The organism is Rhizobium sp. R86522, from assembly GCF_042466255.1.
Lineage (GTDB): Bacteria > Pseudomonadota > Alphaproteobacteria > Rhizobiales > Rhizobiaceae > Allorhizobium.
Map to the genome: position 1 here is coordinate 4,528,592 of NZ_JAXHBX010000001.1, position 22,813 is coordinate 4,551,404.

Below are 22,813 nucleotides of genomic sequence, written 5' to 3' on the forward strand. Positions count from 1 at the left end.
TGCCAAATTGCGCTCGCGCGGCTTGCCGCTTTCAAGTTCTGGGTCAAAGGTGACCGGCTACATCAGTGAGGCAGCGGCGCGACGCCGCATTGCCGGAAGGCAGCTTCGGCCCCAGTTATGGAAGACAAAACTCTTCCCGTGAAAGGCGACCATGTCCGCGCAGGTGACCGTCTGGTTCGACAGCAGTTGTCCTCTCTGCCAGCGAGAGATCGCCTTGATGCGCCGTCTCGACAGTCGCGGTGCGATCAACTTCATCGATGCGTTCGACCCTCAGGGCAGCTGTCCGATCGATCGAGCCGAGCTTCTGGCCCGTTTCCATGCAGAAGAAGCGGGAAAACTCCTGTCGGGTGCAGCGGCTTTCGCGGCGATGTGGCGGGCCATTCCCGTGTTGCGACCGCTCGGTCTCCTGGCCGGATGGAAACCGTTGACGCCCATCTTCGAAGCCGCGTATCGGGGTTTTCTGCGCATCCGCCCGCGCCTGCAGCGTCTGGTCCGTTCCTCCTCAACTTCATGATTCCGTTGCGTTAAGTTGTTGCTTGAGGCTGTCTCTTCGTGAGGTTGGCCGGCCTTGTCTGGGCGAATGACGCAAAGGCTCTGGATCGCCGATCTATTGATGTGTTTCCGTCTCAATTCTTGCCGCAATGCAGCAAACGCTCCGGCAATACAGTGACTCCTGCGACTAACGGAGAATGTACGATCTCCGGGGGATTCGTTACTCCTAAACAATTGTCTATTCCGCCTTGGGACAAGGATTGGCGGAATCGACGTGGAGGCAAGGGGCGTCCTGGGGGACGTCTCATCGAGGAAAGGGAGGAGTACTCGTGACGGATAAATCTTCGTCTAACGCTTACTGGTCAGCAAACGTTCGCATCATCTACATCTGCCTGGCGATCTGGGCCATCGTATCCTACGGATTCGGTATCCTGCTCCGCCCGGCTCTGTCCGGCATCGCCGTCGGTGGAACCGATCTCGGCTTCTGGTTTGCCCAGCAAGGCTCGATCATCGTCTTTATCGCGCTGATTTTCGGCTACTCGGCGTACATGAACAAGATCGACCGCGAATTCGGCGTCGACGAGCAGTAAGGCGGACCCACAATGGATCAGTATACACTCAATCTGATAATTGTAGGCGCGTCCTTCGCGCTCTACATCGGCATTGCCATCTGGGCTCGTGCCGGCACTACGGCCGAGTTCTACGCTGCAAACCGCGGCGTCAACCCGGTCATGAATGGCATGGCAACTGCGGCTGACTGGATGTCGGCTGCCTCCTTCATCTCGATGGCCGGCCTGATCGCCACTGTCGGCTATGGCAACTCTACCTTCCTGATGGGCTGGACCGGCGGCTACGTGCTGCTCGCACTCCTGCTTGCTCCCTACCTGCGTAAGTTCGGCAAATACACCGTTCCGCAGTTCATCGGCGACCGCTTCTACAGCCAGGGCGCGCGCCTTACGGCTGTCGTCTGCCTGATCATCATCTCGGTGACCTACGTTATCGGCCAGATGACCGGTGCTGGCGTCGCTTTCTCGCGCTTCCTGGAAGTCAACGTCTCGACCGGTCTGTGGATCGCGTCTGCCGTCGTTTTCTGCTACGCCGTTCTCGGCGGGATGAAGGGCATCACCTACACGCAGGTCGCGCAGTACATCGTTCTGATCATCGCCTACACTATCCCCGCGATCTTTATTTCGATGCAGCTGACCGGCAACCCGATCCCGTGGTTCGGCCTCTTTGGCACGCATACGGAATCGGCACTGCCGCTCTTGCAGAAGCTTGACCAGGTCGTCACCGACCTCGGCTTCAACGCCTACACTGCTCAGGGCTCCATGCTGAACATGACCCTGTTCACGCTGTCGTTGATGATCGGCACCGCCGGTCTGCCGCACGTCATCATCCGCTTCTTCACCGTTCCGAAGGTCTCGGATGCCCGTTGGTCTGCCGGTTGGGCGCTCGTCTTCATCGCCCTTCTCTATCTGACGGCTCCGGCTGTTGGCGCCATGGCACGCCTGAACATCATCGACACGATCTTCCCCGGCGGCACGCAGCAGGAGGCTGTCCTTTACGACGAGCGTCCGGACTGGATGCGCAACTGGGAAGTCACGGGTCTTCTGAAGTTTGAAGATAAGAATGGCGACGGCCGTATCCAGTACTACAACGACAAGTCCGAAGGCTTTGCCGCCACGGCTGCCGAGCGTGGCTGGACGGGCAACGAGCTGACGATCAACAACGACATCCTCGTTCTCGCCAATCCGGAAATCGCACAGCTGCCGGGCTGGGTTATCGCTCTCATCGCTGCCGGCGGTCTTGCAGCCGCTCTGTCGACTGCGGCCGGTCTGCTTCTCGCCATCTCGTCTGCGATCAGCCACGACCTGATCAAGGACTTCCTGAAGCCTGATATCTCCGAAAAGGGCGAGCTTCTGGCTGCCCGTATCGCGATGGCTGGTGCAATTCTGGTCGCAACGCTTCTGGGTCTCAACCCACCGGGCTTCGCGGCACAAACGGTTGCTCTCGCCTTCGGTCTGGCGGCTGCAACGATCTTCCCGGCTCTGATGATGGGCATCTTCTCGAAGCGCATCAACTCGGTCGGCGCCACCCTCGGCATGATCGTCGGCCTCGTGGTCACCTGCTTGTACCTGTTCACCTATCTGGGCTGGTTCTTCATTGCAGGCACCAACATGATGGAGAACGTTCCGGCCAACTACATCTTCGGCATCCCGCCGACGGCGTTCGGCCCGATCGGTGCACTGCTCAACTTCGCCACGGCCTATATCGTGTCGATGATGACCCAGGCTCCGCCGAAGCATGTACAGGATCTCGTCGAATCCATCCGCGTTCCGCGCGGTGCGGGTCAGGCGACTGGTCACTGATACCGATGATCAACCGGGAGGGGCGAGTATATCGCCCCTCCTGTCCCTCAAACAGCCAGGGCACGGTCGTGCCGCATGAGGGCAAATCCGATGATCCAGGCACAATCCGACGTGCTGGCATTTCTCGAGACGGTCCATCCTTACGACAGTCTCCCGAGAGACGAGATCGAACGGGTCTCGACCCGCTTCCAAGAGTTTTCCTTTTCGGCCGGTGCCGAAATCTATCACCGCGGCTCTCCGCTGCCCGGCATATTCCTCATCATGGACGGGGCCGTGGAAATCATGGATGCCACCAATACGGTGGTCTCCGAGCTCGCGCCTCGCAACTCCTTCGGCGAACGCGGCCTGTTGGCCGACGGCTTTGCGGCAACGACGGCAACGGCCCGCGGCGACTGCGCGCTGCTGATGCTGCCGAAGGACGAGTTCCGCCGCCTGATGCAGGAACAGCCGGTATTCGCCCGCTTCTTCACGCGCGGCCGGTTTGCCGATAGCCGGCGCGGCGACATGGCCATCCAGAAGGTCAGCGAGTTGATGTCGCGACCCCCTATCGTCTGTGCGCCGACCGATACGGTGCGCTCGGCTGCCGCCCTCATGCGGGAGCGGCATGTCTCGAGCCTCGGCGTCGTCGATGGCGGGCGCTTTCTCGGTATCCTCACCACCCGAGACCTTGCGGGGCGCGTGCTCGCTGAAGGGCTCGACCCTGACGCGACCCCGGTATCTGCCGTGATGACCGCCGACCCGGTCGGATTGCCCGGAGAGGCTCTGGGCTCCGACATCCTGCATCTTATGCTCGAGCGGCGTGTCGGACATCTTCCGGTCGTCGAGGGTGAGCGGCTGGTGGGAATGATCACACAGACCGATCTCATCCGCTTCCATGCGATAAGCTCGGCGCAACTGATCCGGGACATCGCGACGGCTGAAACGCCGGAGGCGATGCGTGCGATCACCACACGTATTCCGCAACTGCTCGTCCAGCTCGTCGGCAGCAACAATGCCCATGAGGTGGTGACTCGGCTGATTACCGATATCGCCGATAGCGTCACCCGCCGGCTGATCATGCTGGCGGAGCGGGAGCTTGGACCGCCGCCGGTTCCCTATGTCTGGCTTGCCTGCGGCAGTCAGGGGCGGCAGGAGCAGAGTGGCGTCAGCGACCAGGATAACTGCATCTTCATCGAAGATGGCGTCGAGCCTGAGGAAATGCCCTGGTTCCAGCAACTGGCCGCCAAAGTCAGCCGTGGTCTCGACATCTGCGGATACTTCTATTGTCCGGGCGACATGATGGCTACCAATCCGCGTTGGTGCCAGCCGGTTTCGGTCTGGCGAAACTATTTCCGCGACTGGATCTACAAGCCCGATCCGACCGCGCAGATGCTGGCCAGCGTGATGTTCGATCTGCGGCCCATCTGTGGTGCGTCGTCACTCTTTCAGGATCTGCAGGCGGAAACTCTCGAAGAGGCGAGCCGCAACTCGATCTTCACCGCCCACATGATCAGCAACTCGTTGAAGCACGCGCCGCCGCTTGGACTTCTCAGGGGCTTTGCCACGATCCGCAGCGGCGAGCATCGCAACCAGATCGACATGAAGCACAATGGTGTGGTTCCAGTTGTCGATCTCGGACGCGTCTATTCGCTGATCGGCAAACTTGCCCCGGTGAATACGCGAGCGCGGCTGCTTGCGGCGGAAGAAGCGGGTATCATCTCCGGTGCCGGAGCCCGGGATCTCGTTGCAGCCTACGATCTCATCGCGGACATGCGCCTGCGCAACCAGGTTCGGCAGGTGCGCGACGGTCGCAAGCCGGATAACTTTCTGGCACCCTACGATTTCGGTGATTTCGAGCGCTCGCATCTTCGCGATGCCTTCGTCGTCGTCAGAACCATGCAATCGGCGCTCGCCAATGGCGGACGGGCGCCCGTCTGAAGGAATGAAGAATGCTGTTTGAGTTGATCGCCGCGGTGGTGACCGGTGTTGCTCTGGCCGGTGTGGCGATGCTGCTGCGCTGGATAAGCCGGGGTTTGCTGCCTAAGTGGATCGTCCCGGCCATGGCTGGCCTCGGCATGTTGAGCTATTCGATCTGGAGCGAGTACAGCTGGTTCGATCGCATGAACATCGCCTTGCCCGGTCTCGCGGTCTCCTGGAAAAACGAGCAGACGGCGTTCTGGCGCCCCTGGTCCTATATCGAGCCTGTGACCACGCGTTTCACAGCCGTTGATCTGAAGTCTGCCAAGCGGAATCCGAACCAGCCGGGTCTGGTCATGATTGACATTCTGCTGTTGGCCCGTTGGCAGCCGGTTACGCCGGTCAGAGTGGTTTTTGACTGCCAGAATGCGCGGCGCGCCGATCTGGTCGATGGGAATGTCAGCATTGCGGATGATGGGAGTCTCGTGGGGGCAGAGTGGATCAAGCTGGAACCTGACGATGCGGCCTTGAAAATTGCATGTTCGGCCGGATGAGGGGATCATGGTGACCAGGATCAGCCTGCGCGGACGTATCCTGCTCTTCTTCGTGGGGCTGGCGGTCGGTGCTGTTGCGGCTTTGGCCGTCGGTCTGTGGTTCGGCTACCACCGCGAAGGCAGCCCGGACATGCTGAACGCCTTCGTGCAGAGTGCTATCGCTGCCGGCTTTCTGATCCTCGCTCTGATCACCTGGGTCTGGTTCCTCTTCGACACCCATCTCGCACGTCCCATCGACAAGCTGGCATCGGCCATGCGTGCCCGGGCGCATGCCGATGTGGGCAATGACTTTCAGGCAGAGGAAGCGCGCTATCTTGGCGATCTTGCCGATGCCGCCTCCGCAACCGCAGCGACCCTTGCACAGACGCGGGGCGCCCTGGCGGAACAGGTGCAGCGGGAGACCACGCGTCTGTCGTCCGACAAGAACAAGCTCGAACAGCTGCTCGCCGACGTGCCGCCTGCCGTTCTTCTCTGTACGGGCCGCCATCATCTCGTCTTCTACAACGGCGTGGCGCAGCAGATGCTGACGGGCTCGCAGCGCCCGGTCTGTCTTGATCGCAATATCTTTGACTATCTGAGCGAAGGGCCGATCCGTGACGCGCATCACCGGCTTCTGGAAAGCTCGGATCCGGACACGGTGGTCGAGTTCATCTGTCTCAGCCCCTGCGGTCGGCGCCGGCTCGCCGGGCGCATGAGGCTTGCCAGCGACAACGGCGGCGATCAGGCGGCCTATGTCATGACCCTTCGCGATGTGACGACGGAGGTTGCGGCCTATGCCCGGCGTGACGCTCTTCTCGGTGACGTGTTCCTGCAGGTCGGGCCCATCGTCTCTGACCTGCGCCATGCACTTGTTTCGCATGGGCCCGGCACAGGAAGCGATGCCCCAGTTTCGGCGCAGCTTCAGGCCCTCGATGCGACGCTCGCTGATCTTGAGGCCCGCTTTGAACGCTGTCGATCCGATGGCTGGCCAATGGCGCCGACGGATGTACGGGAGCTCGCCAGTCAACTCCGCCGTGACCTTGAGGGGCAGAAGCTCACGCTCGACACCGAGGTCGCAGAAATTGCCGTCCGCTGCAATGCCTTCGATATCGTCAGTCTCCTGGGACACCTCGTTTCCCGGGTCAGCAAGGCGACTGCTGCTGCCCATTTTCATCTTGCGGTTAGCGAGGCCCAGGGGGCTGCCGATCTTACCTTGTCCTGGAAGGGCGGCGCCGTGTCGCCCGAAAACGTGGATGAGTGGCTGGGAGAGCCGGTCTTCGACGGTGGGGTGACCTGTGAGACGATACTCAGGACCCACGGCATCGTTCTGGTCGTTGGGGCCGATGATGACGCGCCGTCGATCTCGACCCGGCTGCGGCCGATCGAGCGGTTGCGACCGGTCGGGGCGGACGTGTCGCGGCATGTCGTCTACGATTTCGATCTGCTCTCGCGGCTGCACTACGAGAAACTGTCCGACGCGCGGCTCGATAGCCTGACCTATGTGGTCTTCGATACGGAAACAACGGGGTTGCTGCCGGAACAGGGCGATGAAATCGTCCAGATCGCGGCTGTCCGCATCGTCAATGGAAAGCGCGTCAAGAACGAGGTTTTCGACCTGCTCGTCAATCCGGGGCGGCCGATACCGCCGTCCGCATCCGCAATCCATGGTGTGACCGAGGCGATGGTCGCAGATGCCGTCAATGTGCAGGAGGCCGTGCGGCAGTTTCACCGCTTCGCTGAAGGGGCCGTGCTTGTGGCACACAATGCGCCATTCGACATGGAGTTCCTCACGCGGCGGGAGAAGGAAGTCGGGCTGCGCTTCACGAACCCGATCCTGGATACGGTGCTGGTCTCAGCCACCGCCTTCGGCCGCGCCGAAACACATACGCTCGATGCGCTCGCCGACAGACTGGGCGTGCACATCGATGAAGAAGACCGACACACTGCGCTGGGCGATGCGATTGCGACCGCCGACGTCTTCATCAAGCTGAAGGACATGCTGGCCGGCCGCGGCCTGGTGCGGTTTGGAGAGGTCCTGACAGAGTTGCGCACTCATCAGAGGCTCGTTCGCGATCTCAATGATCAGGCCCGCGTGTCCTGAGCGTAAGTCAGCCCTGACGCTATCCCCGCCAACGACCGCTTTCAGTCAAGGCCCATGGCGATGACAGGTGGGTGACAGGTTTCGCTGCTAGGTCTATGGTTACATCTTCCCGTGGAGGCGGGACAGGTGGGACTGGGAGGAGCAGGTCACGGCCTGAAGCGGCGTCGTCCGCATGCTGCGCATCTGCGCTCTCCCCACAGATCATTCGTAAGCGGCAATGACCGCATTGATGGTGGAGGACTATCTTGAAACACTTTTTCCTGGCTTCGTTCCTTGCAGGCGCTCTCGCCCTTCCGGCTGCGGCTGCGGACTATACGATCATGGCTCCTGCAGCGCCTGGTGGCGGCTGGGACCAGACGGCCCGCTCGCTGCAGCAGGTGATGCAGGCTGAAGGCATTTCCGGCAATGTTCAGGTCGTGAACGTTCCCGGTGCCGGCGGCACCATCGGTCTCGCCCAGTTCGCCAGCCAGCAGAAGGGCAATGCAAACGCCCTGATCGTCGGTGGTTATGTCATGGTCGGTGCGATCCTGACCAACCAGTCGCCGGTTACGCTGGCGGACGTTACCCCGATTGCGCGCCTGACCGGCGAGTATGAGGCCATCGTCGTTCCCGCCAATTCCGAGATCCAGAACATCGGCCAGCTTGTCGAAAAGCTGAAGGCCGATCCCGGCGCCGTATCCTGGGCTGGCGGTTCGGCTGGCGGCGTTGACCACATTGGTGCCGGCCTGATCGCCAAGGCTGCCGGCGTGGACCCGACCAAGATCAACTACATCGCCTATTCCGGCGGTGGTGAAGCGCTTGCTGCCATCCTCGGTGGTCAGGTTACTGTTGGCATCTCCAGCTATGGCGAGTTCCAGGCACAGGTCGCTGCAGGCACGCTTCGTCTGCTGGCCGTCTCCAGCGCTGAGCGCATCGAAGGTGCGGACGCTCCGACACTGAAGGAAAGCGGCCTTGATGTGGTTCTGCAGAACTGGCGCATGGTTGCCGCGGCTCCGGGCCTGACCGACGAGCAGAAGGCGGCCGTCTCGGCAGACGTCGAAAAGCTCGCAAAGTCGGCCGGCTGGCAGGAAACGCTGAAGACCAAGAACTGGCAGGACACCTACCTTGCTGGCGCTGCCTTCGAAGAGCAGCTCGCCAAGGACATCGCTGCCACCGAGACCATTCTCAAAGACATCGGTCTGGTGAAATGAGCACGGAAGATCGTTCTTCCGGACATCGTACGCGTCGCCCAGATTGGGCGGCGCTGGCCATTGCCGCGGTGCTTGTCGCCGTGGCGGGCCTTATCTTCTACGATGTCGCCCGTCTGCAAGGCGGAAACATCTATTCCGGGATTGGTCCAGCGACGGTGCCAAAGGGCATTGCCATCGGTCTGATCGGCCTTGGCATCTGGACTGTGTTCGCTGCCATACGCCGTGATTTTCCCGAGCGCGAGCACCAGGAGCTACCGCCTGTGCTTTTCATCGTGGCCGGGCTCGCAGCGCAGATGCTGCTCCTGAAAACGCTGGGCTTCTCGCTTGCAACAGGTGTGCTGTTCGCTCTGACCGCGGCCGGCTTCGGCAAAAAGCAGTTCTGGATCTCGCTGCCCGCAGGCATAGCTCTCTCGTTCGTCGTGTGGATCCTCTTCGCGCGCTTCCTGCAACTGTCCTTGCCGGCGGGTCCACTCGAACGGCTGTTCTTCTGAGGGGAACCCCGTGAATACGTTTGATTTCCTTCTCCAGGGGCTGGCGATCGCCGCTCAGCCTATCAACCTGTTCTACGCGCTGATCGGCGTTACGCTCGGTACGCTCGTCGGCGTCCTGCCGGGCATCGGTCCTGCGCTCACCGTCGCGCTCCTGCTGCCGGTGACCTACCAGCTCGATCCGGCCGGATCGCTGATCATGTTCGCCGGCATCTATTACGGCGGCATGTATGGCGGCTCGACGACGTCGATCCTGCTCAACACGCCAGGCGAGAGCGCATCAATCGTGACCGCGCTCGAAGGCAACAAGATGGCCCGCGCGGGCCGCGGCGGGCCGGCCCTTGCCACGGCCGCAATCGGCTCCTTCGTTGCCGGCCTTCTGGCAACCATCGCGCTTGCTTTCATTGCGCCCTATGTCGTGAAATTCGCCCTGTCCTTCGGTCCGCGGGAATACTTCGCACTGATGATGCTCGCCTTCGTCACCGTCTCGGCAGCATTCGGGGATTCGACTTTGCGTGGTCTCACCGCGCTCTTTGTCGGCCTCGCCTTCTCGATCGTCGGTATCGATCAGCTGACTGGCCAGACGCGACTGAGTTTCGGCGTGCCGGATCTGCTCGACGGCCTCGAGGTCACCACGCTTGCGGTTGCGATGTTCGCCATCGGCGAGACGCTCTACGTGGCCGCGCAAGGTGCGCGGGCGCCTGAGAAGGTCGAGGCGGTGCGTGGTTCGCTCTGGATGAACAAGTCCGATTGGAGCCGCTCCTGGAAGCCCTGGCTTCGCGGTACGGCGATCGGTTTCCCGATTGGCGCCATGCCTGCCGGTGGTGCTGACGTGTCGAGTTTTCTCTCCTATTCGACGGAGAAGCAGTTCTCCAAGCATCCGGAAGAGTTCGGCAAAGGTGCGATCGAGGGCGTCGCCGGGCCAGAAGCGGCCAACAATGCCTCGGCTGCCGGGACGCTTGTTCCGCTGTTGACGCTCGGCCTCCCGACCACGGCAACTGCCGCAATCATGCTTGCAGGTTTCCAGCAGTTTGGCCTGCAGCCGGGCCCGCTGTTGTTTGCGACCAATCCGCAGCTCGTCTGGGGTCTGATCGCCTCGCTGTTGATCGCCAACTTCATGCTGCTCGTGTTGAACCTGCCGCTGATTGGCCTCTGGGTGCGGCTCCTGACCATTCCAAAGCCCTGGCTCTATTCCGGCATTCTGGTATTTGCCACGCTTGGCACGATTGGCGCCAATCCGTCGGTGTTCGAACTCGGTCTGCTTTTGACCTTCGGTGTGCTCGGCTATGTCATGCGTGTCTTCGGTTATCCGATCGCGCCTGTGATCGTCGGTCTAATCCTGGGTCCGATGGCCGAGCAGCAGCTGCGCCGGGCCTTGTCGATCAGCCAAGGCGATCCGACCGTGCTGGTCACGTCTCCGATCGCAGCGATCCTGCTGGCGCTCGCCGCCATTGCGCTGGTTGTCCCGATGATCCTTCGGGCGCGGGGTAGGGGCCAGGTGCTGGCACAGGTTGCCGCCAGCGAAGACTGATGCCTCAATTGCCATGTGCCGATGTAGGATCCGATTAACTCGGCCTGCATCGGCTGCATGGCTGTCGTGACTTTCCGTCCATTGTAATCTGGCCTTCGGAGTATCATCTTCTGCTTGCAAACGAAGAAAGCGAGCAAAGAAATGTCTAGCCTCCGCAAGTCCATCCAGCAGGGTTTCCTCGGTCGTGCCATCGCCGTTCTCGGTGCAGCAAGCTCCGCAGCGGCTGCTGTCGAAGGGCATCGTCGTCCGAAGGATCACCACCTGAAGACACTCGGCATCAACCCTGCCGATTTCCCGCGCTACTGATTGGCCGCGAGACAAAGGGTGCCGATAAGGCGCTCGGGTGAGGGCGAATAGCCCAGATGCATGTTTCTGAGCGCTCCATCGTGGGCGCTCTTTTTGTTTGAACGATCTCGCAGCGCGCTATCTGCCGAGCCGTTCCCCTGCTGCAGTGAGGGCAATGTTCACGCCACCCGGCAGCCACTCAAAATCGATGCTTCCGCCGAGTTGATGGATAGCACTGGTTCGTGCCAGCTTGCTGCCGAAGCCTTCCTGGCTGGGAGCCTTGATCTCGGGCAGAGCGACATTCTCCTGCCATTCCAGATGTAGCGCATCCTTGTCCATCCGCCAGCGCACATCCAGTCGTCCCTCCGCGTCGCGGAAGGGGCCATACTTTGCCGCATTGGTCGCTAGCTCGTGAAAGATCAGGGCAAAGCTCGTTGACGCATGTGGCCCGAGGAGTATTTCCGGACCTTTCAGGGTGATTTGTCTGTCGCGATCCGCCAGGTGCGGGGACAGGATTTCTTCCAGAAGTGTATGGAATGCAACGGTTTCCGCAACTGATGATCCGGCAATGATGGCCGGCTGGATCAGGTGATGCGCCTTCGCCAAGGCCTGCAGGCGACCGTGCAGTGATTTTGCCATCTCGCCGACCGACGGCGATGAGCGCGCGGTCATGTTGATCATGCCGGCGGTGATGGCGAAGAGGTTCTTGACGCGATGGTTGAGCTCCCGCAGCAGAAGCTGACGTGCTTCTTCGGCCACCTTGAGATCGTGAATATCCGTGCAGGTGCCATACCAGCGGCTGATCTCGCCGTTCTTGTCGCGCACACATTGAGCGCGCCCGATGACCCAGCGATAGACACCGCTGCGATGCCGAAGACGGTACTCCACGTGATAGGGTTCACCTGTCTCGAGGCTATGGAGCCACTTCGCGCGGGTTTCTGTCCGGTCATCGGGGTGAAAGACATTCTCCCATTCCGAGCCGTCGGTGAAGCCCTCGCTGACGCCTGTGTATTCGTACCAACGCTGGTTGAAGTAGTCGTGGTAACCGTCCGGTCGTGTCGACCAGATCATCTGGTCGATCGAGTTCACGATGGCTTCGAAACGCTGTTCACTGTCCCGGAGAGCGGCCATGGCCGTTGCTGCTTCGGTGACATCAGACGCTTGGACGAAGATGCCAACGGACTGGCCAGTGGCATCAATGACAGGCTGATAGACAAAGTCGAGATAGCGGGCCTGTCTTTCGCCCTCAGGCGATACCAACTCGATCGGGACGGACTTGCCCTGATAGGGCTTTTGCGTCGTGTACACCGTATCGAGCAAGCTGATGAAGCCTTGATCCCGGACTTCCGGCAGTGCATCCGCGACCGGGCGGCCGACGAGATCTGAACGCTGAACCAGCGCTTCGTATGCAGGGTTTACCAGCTTGAAGGTATGCGAAGGCCCTTCCAAGATGGCGATCGCAGCCGGTGCCTGAGCAAAGAGGCGACCTAGCCGGACAATCTCTTCTTGCGCCTGCCGACGTGCCAACACTGCAGCCGTCGTTTCGTTGCCCTGGTTGAATATGCCGCAGATCGCTCCGAATTCGTCACGGATCGGGGTGAAGCTGTAATTCCAATAAGTCTCGGTCTGCACACCGTTGCGCATGATGGGCAGGAGCTGGTCATAAGTCGAAAGCCCGATCCCCGTCGCCATGACGGAATCGAACTGCGGTCCGACAACCTCCCAGATGTCCGACCATACTTCGGCAGCCGGTCGGCCCAAAGCCCAGGGATGGCGGTCTGCCGGAATGGGTGCCCAGCTATCGTTATAGAGGAGCCGCATTTCCGGGCCCCAATAGATGGCAGTCGGAAAGCTGGAGTTCAGACAGATGGAAAGCGCCGAGCGCAGGGCGGCGGGCCACTCCTGGATGGGGCCGAGACTGTCCGCCCAGTCGTGGTTCAGGATGAGTTCGGCCATCTGGCCGCCATTCCTGAGAAAGCCGGGTGTCAAGTTCTGTTGCTCGTCGTTGGACATATATACGCCTGCCTTGAGCTTTCCGTTACGGCTTATGCCATGTCAGATAAGACAAACACGTTTCCGTGTCTATTGCCTCTTATCGCCCGGTCTGGGCAGTCTTCGCATCTCAAAATCGCCAGTCGTCAAAATATTTTTGAGCGCGAACGGAACTTTTTTCTGGGGCCGTTGTTGTCGAGGGTGGCCTGTTCCAGGACTGGGTATGAATGTCTGATCAAAACTCCTCGCGCCGCGACGCACAAGACGCCGGCGACCGCCTTCTTGCCTCCCATTCATCCGAGGATCCGTTCGCGGCAGCCTTCAAGGCTACCCGAATGCCGATGCTGATCACGGATCCGCGCCAGCCCGACAACCCGATCATTTTCTGCAATCAGGCATTTTCGAACCTCACTGGCTACAGCACCGATGAGCTCATCGGGCGCAACTGCCGTCTGCTGCAGGGACCGGAAACGGATATCGGTGCGATTGCCCGTCTGCGCGAGGCCATTTCTGCAGAGCGCGACCTTGCGATCGACATCCTCAACTATCGCAAGGACGGCAGCCAGTTCTGGAATGCGCTTTTCGTCAGCCCCGTCAGGGATGCTGACGGTGAGGTTGTGTATTTCTTTGCATCGCAGCTCGATTTCACCACGATCAAGAGCAAAGAGCTCGATCTGGCAGAGGCGCGGCAATCGGCCGAACGTGAGGTCGCACGGCGAACGCATGACCTGTCCGAAGCGCTGAAGGCCCAGACCCTGCTGGTGCATGAGGTCGACCACCGTGTGAAGAACAACCTCTTGACCATTGCCTCGATCGTCAAGCTGCAGGCGCGAATGTCCGAAGACGACCTCGTGAAACGAACCTTGTTTTCGGTGCTCAATCGCGTCGAGGCGCTGAGCACCGTGCAGCGAAAGCTGTTCACGAGCAGCGACCTTGGGCGTTTTGATGTTTCGGACTTTGCCAAGGATCTGATCGAGGATCTGGTGGGCGCCTTAAAGCGCGACGACATCCGCGTGACGACCGATTTGTCACCTGTGCTCGTTCCGGCGGTGAAAGCTTCGCCGCTCGCTCTCATCATCAACGAACTGGTGCTGGATGCCGTACGCCGGGGACTGAGCGATGGGGGTGGCGATATTCATCTGCAGGTGCGGCGGACCAACGGGCATTTCGTAATCCGGGTTACGGACACGACGAAGCCGGTCTCCGTCAATCCGGAGGAAGAGGCTTTCGGCAAGCTCATGCTGGAGACCTGTGCCAAGCAACTGGGTGCGAAGATCGCGCGAGAAGTCGAAGGCTACCGGACCGACGTCCAGGTCACAATGCTCGTTGAAGACGCAAAGGAAACAGACACTTGAAGATCATGATCGTCGAGGATGAGGCGCTTCTTGCCCTAGAACTGGAGCTTGAGGTAGAGGCCGCCGGCCATGTCGTCGTAGGCACGGCTGCGTCGCGCAAAGCCGCATTCGACATCATCGAAGCCAGTACGCCGGAATTCGCCTTCGTCGATGTTCACCTAAGCGATGGTCCCTCGGGAATCGAGATTGGTCGTCGACTGGCTGAGCGCGAGGTCCCGTTCGTGTTCGTCACGGGGAATGTCAAACGGATACCGGAAGATTTCGTCGGCGCCATCGGGGCAATCGAGAAGCCTTACACGATGAACGGCCTTCAGAATGCCCTGACCTATATCAGTGAGCAGGTGGCCGGCGGTCAGGTGGCTAACCCGCCGCCGGGCTTGATCCTCGCCAAGGGTCAGGCGGTTCAGAACGACGCCACCAGCTGACAGGGCTGGCGCGGACCGCCGCCATAAGGCTGGTAGGTGTTGTCGCTCGGACGATAGGAGCGATAGCGTTCCATGCAGGCCATGACGTGGCCTTCGTCTTCCATGCCAGCACCAGAATTGCTCCCGTCGGCACTGACGGTCATGACCCTTGCGTTGCCTTCTTCCAGCTCCGTCATGACCTCGACCTGATAGGGTGAATCACAAGCGCGAATGTCGCCGCTGAAGCTGCGATAGGCATTGCGGACGGGATCGTAGGAACGATAGCGCGCTTCACACCAGGAGAAATGCTCCGGAGGCAGCGTGTCGGCGCCGAAACCGGACGTCGCTTCGTCGATCGCTGCAGTGACGAGAGTGTCGATGTCACCAACCTCGGAACCCTGTTCTGCGGTCGCGGTCTGCACGCTCTGATCCGATGCCCCCACGTCGGGTTCGACCATCACCACATGGCTTGCATAGCGGGGCGGTAGACGCTCCAGGTTCTGTGCGGACCTGTCGATGCGGACGGGCTCCATCGTCCAGAGGTCCCTGATATCAAGGCCGGTGAAGTTGTGGGGGGCTTCTTCCGGTGCAAGCGCCGCTGACGTGAGGACGACGCCACCAATCACCATCCCGGCGGCGAGCGCTGACGCTGACAGCAGTTTTATCAAGGGTTTCATCGGGATCTCCATTCATCGTCTGTGACAGAAGAATGAAGTTCCCGTCGGAGGGTTCCCGATGAAACGTGTCTTGCCCTTGATTATTCGACTGTTTCTCCGAAAGGAGGTTAACAATCGAGATGCTTCTCAATGGTTGTGACGCGGAGGCGTCTTGGAAATCTGGCGGAATTCCTCTGCGTTTTTGATCGTCGCGCCATCGGCCAACTGGGTGACTGTCTGACGATAGAGCCGCTGCCAGGGTGTCGCGTCTTTCGGCACGGGCGGAATGCCCTCGGCCTTGCGCCTTTCGATTTCCTCGTCGCCGACCAGCATGTCGCAACGCCCCTCATTCAGGTCGATGCGGATGGTATCGCCGGTCCTGACCCAAGCCAGACCGCCGCCGGCTGCACTTTCAGGCGATGCGTTGAGGATCGAGGGGCTGTCGGCCGTGCCGGACTGGCGGCCGTCGCCGATCGTCGGAAGGCTGAGGATGCCCCGCTTGATGAGGTGATCCGGCGGCTGCATGTTGACCACTTCGGCCGAACCCGGCCAGCCGAGCGGGCCTGCGCCGCGAATAACGAGAACGCAGTCCTCGTCGATCTCGAGAGCGGGGTCGTTGATGCGCTTGTGGTAGTCCTCCGAGCCGTCGAAGACGATCGCGCGGCCCTCGAAGATGCCTTCGCGGCCCTTTTCCTGCAGGTAGCGTTGCCGGAAACCCTCGGAGATGACACTCGTCTTCATGATCGCAAAATCGAAGAGGTTGCCCTTCAGTACGACGAAGCCGGCGCGTTCACGCATCGGTTCGTGGTAGGGCTTGATCACCTCCCGATCTTTCGCCTCCCTGCCTTGCAGGTTCTCAGCCATGGTGCGGCCGGTCACCGTGCGACAGGTCGTGTCGATCTTTCCGGCCTGCATCAGCTCCCACATGATCGCCGGGACACCGCCGGCGCGGTGGAACCGTTCCCCAAGATAGGCGCCGGCCGGCTGTACGTTGGCGAGCAGCGGAATGTCGTAGCCGTGAACCTGCCAGTCCTCGGGCAGGAGTTCGACGCCGGCATGTTTGGCCATGGCCATCAGATGCGGCTGGGCATTGGTCGATCCGCCGATCGCCGAGTTGACCCTGATGGCATTGAGAAAGGCTTCACGGGTGAGAATGTCCGAGGGGCGGACATCCTCCAGAACGAGTTCTACCGCCCGCTTGCCGGTGCGATACGCCATCTGGCCGCGTTCGCGGTAAGCGGCGGGAATGGCGGCGCAGCCGGTGAGCGACATGCCGAGTGCCTCGGCAATCGCGTTCATGGTCGAAGCGGTGCCCATGGTGTTGCAATGGCCGGGAGAGGGGGCCGAATCGAGGGCGCGTTCGAGGAATTCCTCGCGGCTGATCTCACCGGCCGCATATTTGCGACGCGAGCGCCAGATTACCGTGCCGGAACCCACCAGTTCGCCATCATGCCAGCCGTCAAGCATCGGGCCGCCGGAGAGCACGATCGCCGGGATGTCTACCGTCGATGCAGCCATCAGGGCAGAGGGCGTGGTCTTGTCGCAGCCGGTGGTCAGCACGACGCCGTCGAAGGGATAGCCGTAGAGCAACTCGACCAGGCCGAGATAGGCAAGGTTGCGGTCAAGGGCGGCCGTCGGTCGCTTGCAGTTCTCGAACAGCGGATGCGAGGGGAATTCGATCGGAATCCCGCCAGCGTCGCGGATGCCGTCGCGCACGCGTTTGGCAAGATCCAGGTGATGACGGTTGCAGGGATTGATGTCGGAGCCCGATTGGGCGATCCCGATGATCGGCTTCCCGGAGCGCAGCTCCTCCGGCGTCGTGCCGTAGTTCATGAAGCGCTCCAGATAGAGGGCGGTCATGTCGAGGTGATCGGGATTGTCGAACCAGTCTTGGGAACGGAGGCGGCGTTTCGGTGTTTCAGACTCGGTCATCGGCGGCACCTTTGCGGTGGTTGATTTTTTCCAGGTGAAGCAGAAGGGCACTGTGGTCGAGTTCGCCATTGCCGTCTGCAACGAAGGCTTCGAAGGCCTGGCGAACGTCCGATGTCAGTGGGAGCTCAAGGCCGAAGGTCCCGGCCATGGCCGCGACGGCGTTCAGATCCTTCAACTGCAAGCGCGAGGGGCCACCCGGCTCGAAGCGCCGCTCGACCATGCGCTGGCCGTGCAATTCCAGTATGCGGCTTTCGGCGAAGCCGCCGCGGATTGCTTCGCGGAACTTCTCCCGCGACGCGCCGCCGGCTTCAACGAGCATCATCGCCTCTGCAATGGCGCCGATGGTGATCGCGACGATCTGCTGGTTGGCGAGCTTGCAGATCTGGCCAGCACCTGATGGGCCGACATGCGTGACCCGGCCCAGCGGTGCGAAGATTTCCGCAAGGCCCTCGATGATCTCGGCATCGCCGCCCGCCATGATCGCCAGCGTGCCGGCTTCCGCCCCGACGACGCCACCTGACACGGGTGCATCGACATGGGCGACGCCGCGATCAGCGAGGCGTTTTGCGTGATCTTTTGCAATGGGCGGTGCGATCGATGATGTGTCGATGACGACCGTGCCCTTTTCCAGCGCTTCGGCCGTACCCTTGGTGAAAAGCACGTCCTCGACTACGGAGCCATCCGACAGCATGGTGAAGACCACGTGGGCGCCGGCGACGGCGTCTGCCGGGCTCTCTGCAAGCCTGGCACCGGCTGCGGCCAGAGGCTCTGCCTTGCCGCTATCGCGATTCCACACAGTGACGAGGAAACCTGCCGCAAGCAGGCGCCTGGCCATGGGCGCGCCCATCAGCCCGGTCCCTAGAAAGGCGATCTGCCTGTTTTCAGTTCCCGTCAAAGCTTGCCTCCCAGTTCATCCTCGATATGCACCCGAATGATTTCATCGAAAGAGTTTTCGGCGGTAAAGCCGAGTGCGCGGGCTCGGGTTGCTTCGAAGCCCGGCGCCCAGCCGGCGCAGATGCGCATGATCATCTCGTCGGGCTCGTGGCGGATGAGCTTGACCGCTTTCTCCCCTGCCACGCGGCGCAGCGCTTCGATCTGCTCGCCAACGGTTGCGCTGAGGCCCGGCATCGACAGGTTGCGGCGTGGGCCGACCGTTTCCAGGTCGATGTTTGCGCCGTGGATGAGGAAGCCGACCGCAGATCTGGGCGAGGCATGCCAGTGGCGGACATCCTCGCCCACCGGCAAGACGGCCTCCTGGCCGACCAGCGGTTCGCGCAGGATGTTGGAGAAGAAGCCCGAGGCTGCCTTGTTCGGCTTGCCGGGGCGAATGCAGATTGTTGGCAGGCGGATGCCGATGCCGTCGAAATACCCCTTTCGGGAATAGTCCGAGAGCAGCAGTTCGCAAATCGCCTTCTGCGTGCCGTAGCTGGTAAGCGGCGTGGTGTGGAACTCGTCCGGGATCGGGTAAGGCAGCGGCGCACCGACGACCGCGATCGACGAGGTGAAGACCACTCGGGGGCAATAGCCGTCAGCCATGTGCGCAAGCCGGATTGCCTCGAACAGGTAGCGGGTGCCGTCGAGGTTGATCTTGTAGCCCTTTTCGAAGTCGAGCTCTGCTTCACCCGAGACGATCGCAGCGAGATGGAAGATGACATCGGGGCGCGATGCAATCAGGCGCTCGGCGGATGCGGGCTCAGACAGATCAACGGTCTCGATCGTCACTTTGCCGTTGAAGCCTGTGGGAGCATCTGCAGCCACGACATCGGCGAGCGTCATCGCCGTGATCTGCCGTCCTTGCAGCTCACCATCGCGGGTGAGTCGTTGCGCGAGCTTGCGCCCGACCATACCGGCCGCGCCAATCACCAGAATATGCATGTGACAAAGTCCTCCCATGTCATTCTTCGACCCTGCGTGCATCTGCACAAGGGCCTTCTTCAAAAACTATTTGTAAGGTTGTCTGATAACCTTATATCATTCTCGTGGAAACCGAATTTTTTGTCCATCTCCAGATGGGCCGACGGGGAGACTGATGATGGCCATGGAAAGCGCAATCGAAGGCAAGGATTTGTGGAGCATGGCGGGCAACCCGATTCCCAGCCTCATCGAGGTGCTCGGACCTGACATGGTCGTCGTCGGCGCCGAGGTCGAGCGCTACTGCCGGGATTGGCATGGGGATGTCACGACCGGCGCTGTGGCGGTTGTCCGTCCACGAACGACTGAGGAGGTCTCCCTTGCCGTTCGCACCATCCGCTCACTGGGGCTAACGATCGTGCCGCAAGGCGGCAATACGGGGCTGGTTCTCGGGGGCATTCCCGATGCACCGGCGAGCCAGGTTGTCGTCAGTCTCGAGCGCATGACGGCGATCCGCCGCATCGATGCGGATGATTTCTCGGCCGTCGTTGAGGCGGGTGTCATCCTGCAGGATTTCAAGGACAAGGTAGAGGATGCAGGGCTCTACTTCCCGCTTGCGCTCGGTGCGCAGGGTTCCTGCCGGATCGGCGGCAATGTCTCGACGAATGCGGGCGGCATCAACGTGTTGCGCTACGGTATGACGCGCGAACTCGTGCTTGGTCTCGAAGTCGTCCTGCCCGATGGCTCGATTTTCGAAGGTTTGTCCACGCTGCGCAAAGACAATCGCGGGGTCGATCTAAAGCAGTTGTTCATCGGGGCGGAGGGCACGCTTGGTATCGTCACCGCCGCTGCCTTCAAGCTTGCTCCGCCGGCTGAGAAGGTTGCGACGGCTTTGCTGGGTCTCGGAGCATTGTCGGATGCGATCACGCTCTACCGGCGTGCGCGACGAGACTGCTGCGACCTCATGTCGGCCTTCGAGTTCATGCCGCCGATCGCCTTCACCCTCGCGCAAGAAGCAATTCCTGATCTCGCCATGCCGATGAGCGCCGATTATCCGGCCTATGTGCTGCTTGAGATCTCGGGTTCCGGCCTTGTCGATATCGAAGACCTGATGCACCGCTTTCTTGAAGGCGTGCTGGAGGACGGCCTGGTGCTGGACGGCGTCGTCGCAACGTCGCGGAGCCAGGCCCGCTCTCTCTGGCTCTTCCGCGAGGGGATGAATGAGGGGCAGGCCAAACGTGGGCCGCATCTGCGAACGGATGTGTCCGTGCCCCTGTCGCGACTTCCGGAGTTCGTTGAGCAGGCTGAAGCGGCCATCGCAGCGCGCTTGCCGGATTGCACCTGCGTTTCCTACGGTCATGTCGGTGACGGCAATGTCCATCTCAACGTGTTGCCGCCCTCGGGTCTTTCCCGCGACGAGGTGGCCGCGAGGATCTACACGGCGAAAAATGTCGTGAATGATGTTCTGGATGGTTTCCAAGGTTCGATCAGCGCCGAGCACGGCATCGGTCGCCTGAAGAAGCCGGACTTTCTCTCGCGTGTGCCGGCCACGCAGCTGAAACTCCTGACTGCGATCAAGCAGACCATCGATCCCTCCGGGGTCATGAACCCCGGTTGCCAATTGAATTCGAGTGCGGATTCGTGAAATACCGGAGCGGGTGGCAAGGAGACCAGCGGGCATGTCGATCGACCTCGGGCAATTGAATTTCGGACAGATCAGGCGCAGTGAGCACCTTCCGGCCCGAATTGCCGCGCAATTGGCCGATGAGATCAGCCAGGGGCGTCTTAAGCCCGGCGAGCGATTGCCGACCGAGCATGTGCTGGCCAAGACGCTCGGCGTCAGCCGCTCTGTCGTGCGCGAGGCCATCGCGCAGTTGCGGAACGAAGGCCTGGTGGAGACCCGGCAGGGTGTCGGTGCCTTCGTCAGCGAACCTTCGGCCAGACCGATCCGTATCAAGGATGGCGAACTCTCCGAGCCTCAGAGCTTTCGCGCGCTTTTCCAGCTGCGTGTGCCACTCGAAATCGAAGCGGCGGGGCTCGCCGCCGTGCACCACACCTCGGAGGATCTTGCGAAGATCGACGAGGCGCTGTCGCGCATGACGGGGGCCGAGAAGTGGACGGAGCAGGGCATCGTCGCCGATCTCGCCTTCCACCGGGCCGTCGCCGAGGCGACACACAACGAGTATTTCGCGCTGTTCATCGGCTTCATCGCCGAGCGCATCAGCCTGGCGATCGATGCGGCACGCTCCCGCGCCGTGCTTGAGGAAATCGTTGAAGTGACTATCGCCGAACATGTCCGGCTGAGAGACGCGATCGCCAGGCGCGACGGTGCGGGCGCACGCGAGGCCATGCGCGCCCATCTGCACGGTGCTGCAAGCCGGATCGATCTCAGCCTCGAGCAATTCTGACGCGGTTCGCGCGGCGGCTTTGTCCACAAGTCTGTCGTCCGGGGTAGACAGGCGTCAAATCTGACCCTATGAATTTGCATCAAGAGTTGTCAGACATCCTGACAATATGGCAGGCGACAGGGTCGTTCATGCCGGAGGACAAGGAGGAGGTCCGTCTTGCAGCGCCGTCAAAGTCTCGAATCCGTCTATATTCTGCCGGAAGATTCCTCCCAGGCTGTGCTGGTCGGCAGGGTTTGGTCGAAGGCCGCCGCGGGTCCTTGCCCGGTAATCGTGCGCAACGGCACCCTCTGTGACCTGACGGGTCTTGCCTCCACGGTTTCCGGACTGTTCGAGTTTGAAGATCTCGCCGAGCGCTTGATGGCTGAGGAGAACCTGCCTGCTCTGGGCACGCTCAACCAGTTCCTGTCCGGCGAGGCCGGTCATCTGCTCGCCCCCATTGATCTTCAAGCCGTCAAGGCCGCCGGCGTCACCTTCGCAGATAGCATGCTGGAGCGGGTGATCGAGGAGCAGGCGAAGGGCGATGCCGGGCGTGCCCAGGCCATCCGCGAGAAGCTTGCACCCGTTTTGGGCGACAGCTTGCGGGGACTGGTCGCCGGCTCCGAGCAGGCGGCGAAGGTGAAAACACTGCTGCAGGACATGGGCCTCTGGTCGCAATATCTGGAGGTCGGGATCGGCCGCGACGCGGAGATCTTCACCAAGGCTCAGCCGATGTCGTCGGTCACCTGTGGCGATACTGTCGGCATTCATCCGATTTCCCAATGGAACAATCCGGAGCCCGAAATCGTTCTTGCCGTTCGTTCCGATGGCAAGATCATCGGCGCGACGCTCGGCAACGATGTGAACCTGCGAGATGTCGAGGGCCGGTCGGCGCTGCTCCTGGGGAAGGCGAAGGACAATAATGCCTCGTGTTCGATAGGGCCCTTCGTCCGGCTTTTCCATGGCAGCTTCACGATGGACGTGCTGCGCAAGGTTCGCGTCTCGCTGCTCGTGCGCGGCGAGGACGGCTTTGAAATGACGGGGGAAAGTCCGATGGAAGCGATCAGCCGGGCGCCTGAGAACCTTGTTGCCCAATTGCGCAACCGAAACCACCAATACCCCGATGGTGCTGTTCTGTTCCTCGGCACCATGTTCGCGCCGGTCAAGGATCGCCGTGGTGCTGGCCAAGGCTTCACGCATGAGGTTGGCGATCGCGTCGAGATTGCGACACCAACGCTTGGTCGTCTGGTCAACTGGGTCGATCGCACGGATGCCTGCCCGGAATGGACCTTCGGAACACGTGCTCTTTTCCGCAACCTGGCCCAGCGCGGCCTGCTCGACAAGGCGTGAGGGC

20 protein-coding genes are annotated in these 22,813 nt (G+C 61.3%); 15 read left to right on the forward strand and 5 right to left on the reverse strand.

The window, feature by feature from the left end; genetic code table 11:
• Positions 1-151 precede the first annotated feature (151 nt).
• The 10 genes from SJY08_RS21795 (at position 152) to SJY08_RS21840 (ending at position 10,906) form a co-directional block, all read left to right on the forward strand.
• Positions 152-514: a DUF393 domain-containing protein gene (locus SJY08_RS21795; protein ID WP_054148555.1), complete on the forward strand. Its 363-nt coding sequence runs from the start codon at positions 152-154 to the stop codon at positions 512-514.
• Positions 515-821: 307 nt separating this feature from the next.
• A complete protein-coding gene (locus tag SJY08_RS21800) occupies positions 822-1,082 on the forward strand; it encodes a DUF4212 domain-containing protein (RefSeq protein WP_054148556.1) in 261 nt (86 codons plus the stop codon).
• A gap of 12 nt (positions 1,083-1,094) precedes the next feature.
• Complete coding sequence (locus SJY08_RS21805) at positions 1,095-2,861, forward strand: sodium:solute symporter family protein (protein ID WP_377278294.1); 1,767 nt, start codon at positions 1,095-1,097, stop codon at positions 2,859-2,861.
• A gap of 90 nt (positions 2,862-2,951) precedes the next feature.
• On the forward strand, positions 2,952-4,778 hold the full coding sequence (locus SJY08_RS21810) for a DUF294 nucleotidyltransferase-like domain-containing protein (RefSeq protein WP_377278296.1): 1,827 nt from the start codon (positions 2,952-2,954) through the stop codon (positions 4,776-4,778).
• A gap of 11 nt (positions 4,779-4,789) precedes the next feature.
• Complete coding sequence (locus tag SJY08_RS21815; RefSeq protein ID WP_054148559.1) at positions 4,790-5,311, forward strand: hypothetical protein; 522 nt, start codon at positions 4,790-4,792, stop codon at positions 5,309-5,311.
• Between the two features lie 7 nt (positions 5,312-5,318).
• Positions 5,319-7,391 carry an exonuclease domain-containing protein gene (locus tag SJY08_RS21820; RefSeq protein WP_377278298.1) on the forward strand — a complete coding sequence of 691 codons (2,073 nt, stop codon included), beginning with the start codon at positions 5,319-5,321 and terminating at the stop codon, positions 7,389-7,391.
• 245 nt (positions 7,392-7,636) lie between these two features.
• Positions 7,637-8,581 (forward strand): tripartite tricarboxylate transporter substrate binding protein, encoded by a 945-nt coding sequence (locus SJY08_RS21825; RefSeq protein ID WP_054148561.1) that lies wholly within the window; start codon positions 7,637-7,639, stop codon positions 8,579-8,581.
• Positions 8,578-9,072: a tripartite tricarboxylate transporter TctB family protein gene (locus tag SJY08_RS21830; RefSeq protein WP_054148562.1), complete on the forward strand. Its 495-nt coding sequence runs from the start codon at positions 8,578-8,580 to the stop codon at positions 9,070-9,072. Before SJY08_RS21825 ends, SJY08_RS21830 begins: the two co-directional genes overlap by 4 nt.
• A 10-nt stretch (positions 9,073-9,082) precedes the next feature.
• Positions 9,083-10,600: a tripartite tricarboxylate transporter permease gene (locus SJY08_RS21835; protein ID WP_054148563.1), complete on the forward strand. Its 1,518-nt coding sequence runs from the start codon at positions 9,083-9,085 to the stop codon at positions 10,598-10,600.
• A 141-nt stretch (positions 10,601-10,741) separates the two neighbouring features.
• Positions 10,742-10,906, forward strand: a complete 165-nt coding sequence (locus SJY08_RS21840; protein WP_166601365.1) for a hypothetical protein — start codon at positions 10,742-10,744, stop codon at positions 10,904-10,906.
• A 117-nt stretch (positions 10,907-11,023) separates the two neighbouring features.
• On the opposite strand, the gene SJY08_RS21845 is transcribed toward SJY08_RS21840, so the two are convergent.
• Entirely contained in the window at positions 11,024-12,841 is a 1,818-nt protein-coding gene (locus SJY08_RS21845) for a sensor histidine kinase (protein ID WP_377278302.1), read from the reverse strand.
• 263 nt (positions 12,842-13,104) lie between these two features.
• Between SJY08_RS21845 and SJY08_RS21850 the strand changes: the two genes are divergently transcribed.
• Positions 13,105-14,232 carry a PAS domain-containing protein gene (locus tag SJY08_RS21850; protein WP_377278304.1) on the forward strand — a complete coding sequence of 376 codons (1,128 nt, stop codon included), beginning with the start codon at positions 13,105-13,107 and terminating at the stop codon, positions 14,230-14,232.
• Complete coding sequence (locus tag SJY08_RS21855) at positions 14,229-14,657, forward strand: response regulator (protein WP_377278306.1); 429 nt, start codon at positions 14,229-14,231, stop codon at positions 14,655-14,657. Before SJY08_RS21850 ends, SJY08_RS21855 begins: the two co-directional genes overlap by 4 nt.
• Here the strand turns inward: SJY08_RS21855 and SJY08_RS21860 are convergent.
• The 4 genes from SJY08_RS21860 to denD form a co-directional block, all read right to left on the reverse strand.
• The gene (locus SJY08_RS21860; RefSeq protein WP_377278308.1) at positions 14,636-15,313 is read right to left on the reverse strand and encodes a BA14K family protein; all 678 of its coding nucleotides are present in this window, start codon (positions 15,311-15,313) and stop codon (positions 14,636-14,638) included. The genes SJY08_RS21855 and SJY08_RS21860 overlap by 22 nt on opposite strands.
• Before the next feature lie 126 nt (positions 15,314-15,439).
• Positions 15,440-17,224, reverse strand: a complete 1,785-nt coding sequence (locus SJY08_RS21865) for an IlvD/Edd family dehydratase (RefSeq protein ID WP_377278310.1) — start codon at positions 17,222-17,224, stop codon at positions 15,440-15,442.
• On the reverse strand, positions 17,211-18,119 hold the full coding sequence (locus SJY08_RS21870) for an NAD(P)-dependent oxidoreductase (protein WP_377278312.1): 909 nt from the start codon (positions 18,117-18,119) through the stop codon (positions 17,211-17,213). Before SJY08_RS21870 ends, SJY08_RS21865 begins: the two co-directional genes overlap by 14 nt.
• Positions 18,116-19,099, reverse strand: a complete 984-nt coding sequence (gene denD, locus SJY08_RS21875) for a D-erythronate dehydrogenase (protein WP_377278314.1) — start codon at positions 19,097-19,099, stop codon at positions 18,116-18,118. The genes SJY08_RS21870 and denD overlap by 4 nt, the downstream gene beginning before the upstream one ends.
• Positions 19,100-19,262: 163 nt before the next feature.
• On the opposite strand from denD, the gene SJY08_RS21880 reads away from it, so the two are divergent.
• The 3 genes from SJY08_RS21880 to SJY08_RS21890 all read left to right on the forward strand — a co-directional run bounded on the left by SJY08_RS21880 (position 19,263) and on the right by SJY08_RS21890 (position 22,809).
• Positions 19,263-20,720: an FAD-binding oxidoreductase gene (locus SJY08_RS21880; protein ID WP_377278708.1), complete on the forward strand. Its 1,458-nt coding sequence runs from the start codon at positions 19,263-19,265 to the stop codon at positions 20,718-20,720.
• A 34-nt stretch (positions 20,721-20,754) separates the two neighbouring features.
• Positions 20,755-21,483: a FadR/GntR family transcriptional regulator gene (locus SJY08_RS21885; protein ID WP_054148568.1), complete on the forward strand. Its 729-nt coding sequence runs from the start codon at positions 20,755-20,757 to the stop codon at positions 21,481-21,483.
• 156 nt (positions 21,484-21,639) lie between these two features.
• On the forward strand, positions 21,640-22,809 hold the full coding sequence (locus tag SJY08_RS21890; RefSeq protein ID WP_377278317.1) for a fumarylacetoacetate hydrolase family protein: 1,170 nt from the start codon (positions 21,640-21,642) through the stop codon (positions 22,807-22,809).
• Positions 22,810-22,813 lie beyond the last annotated feature (4 nt).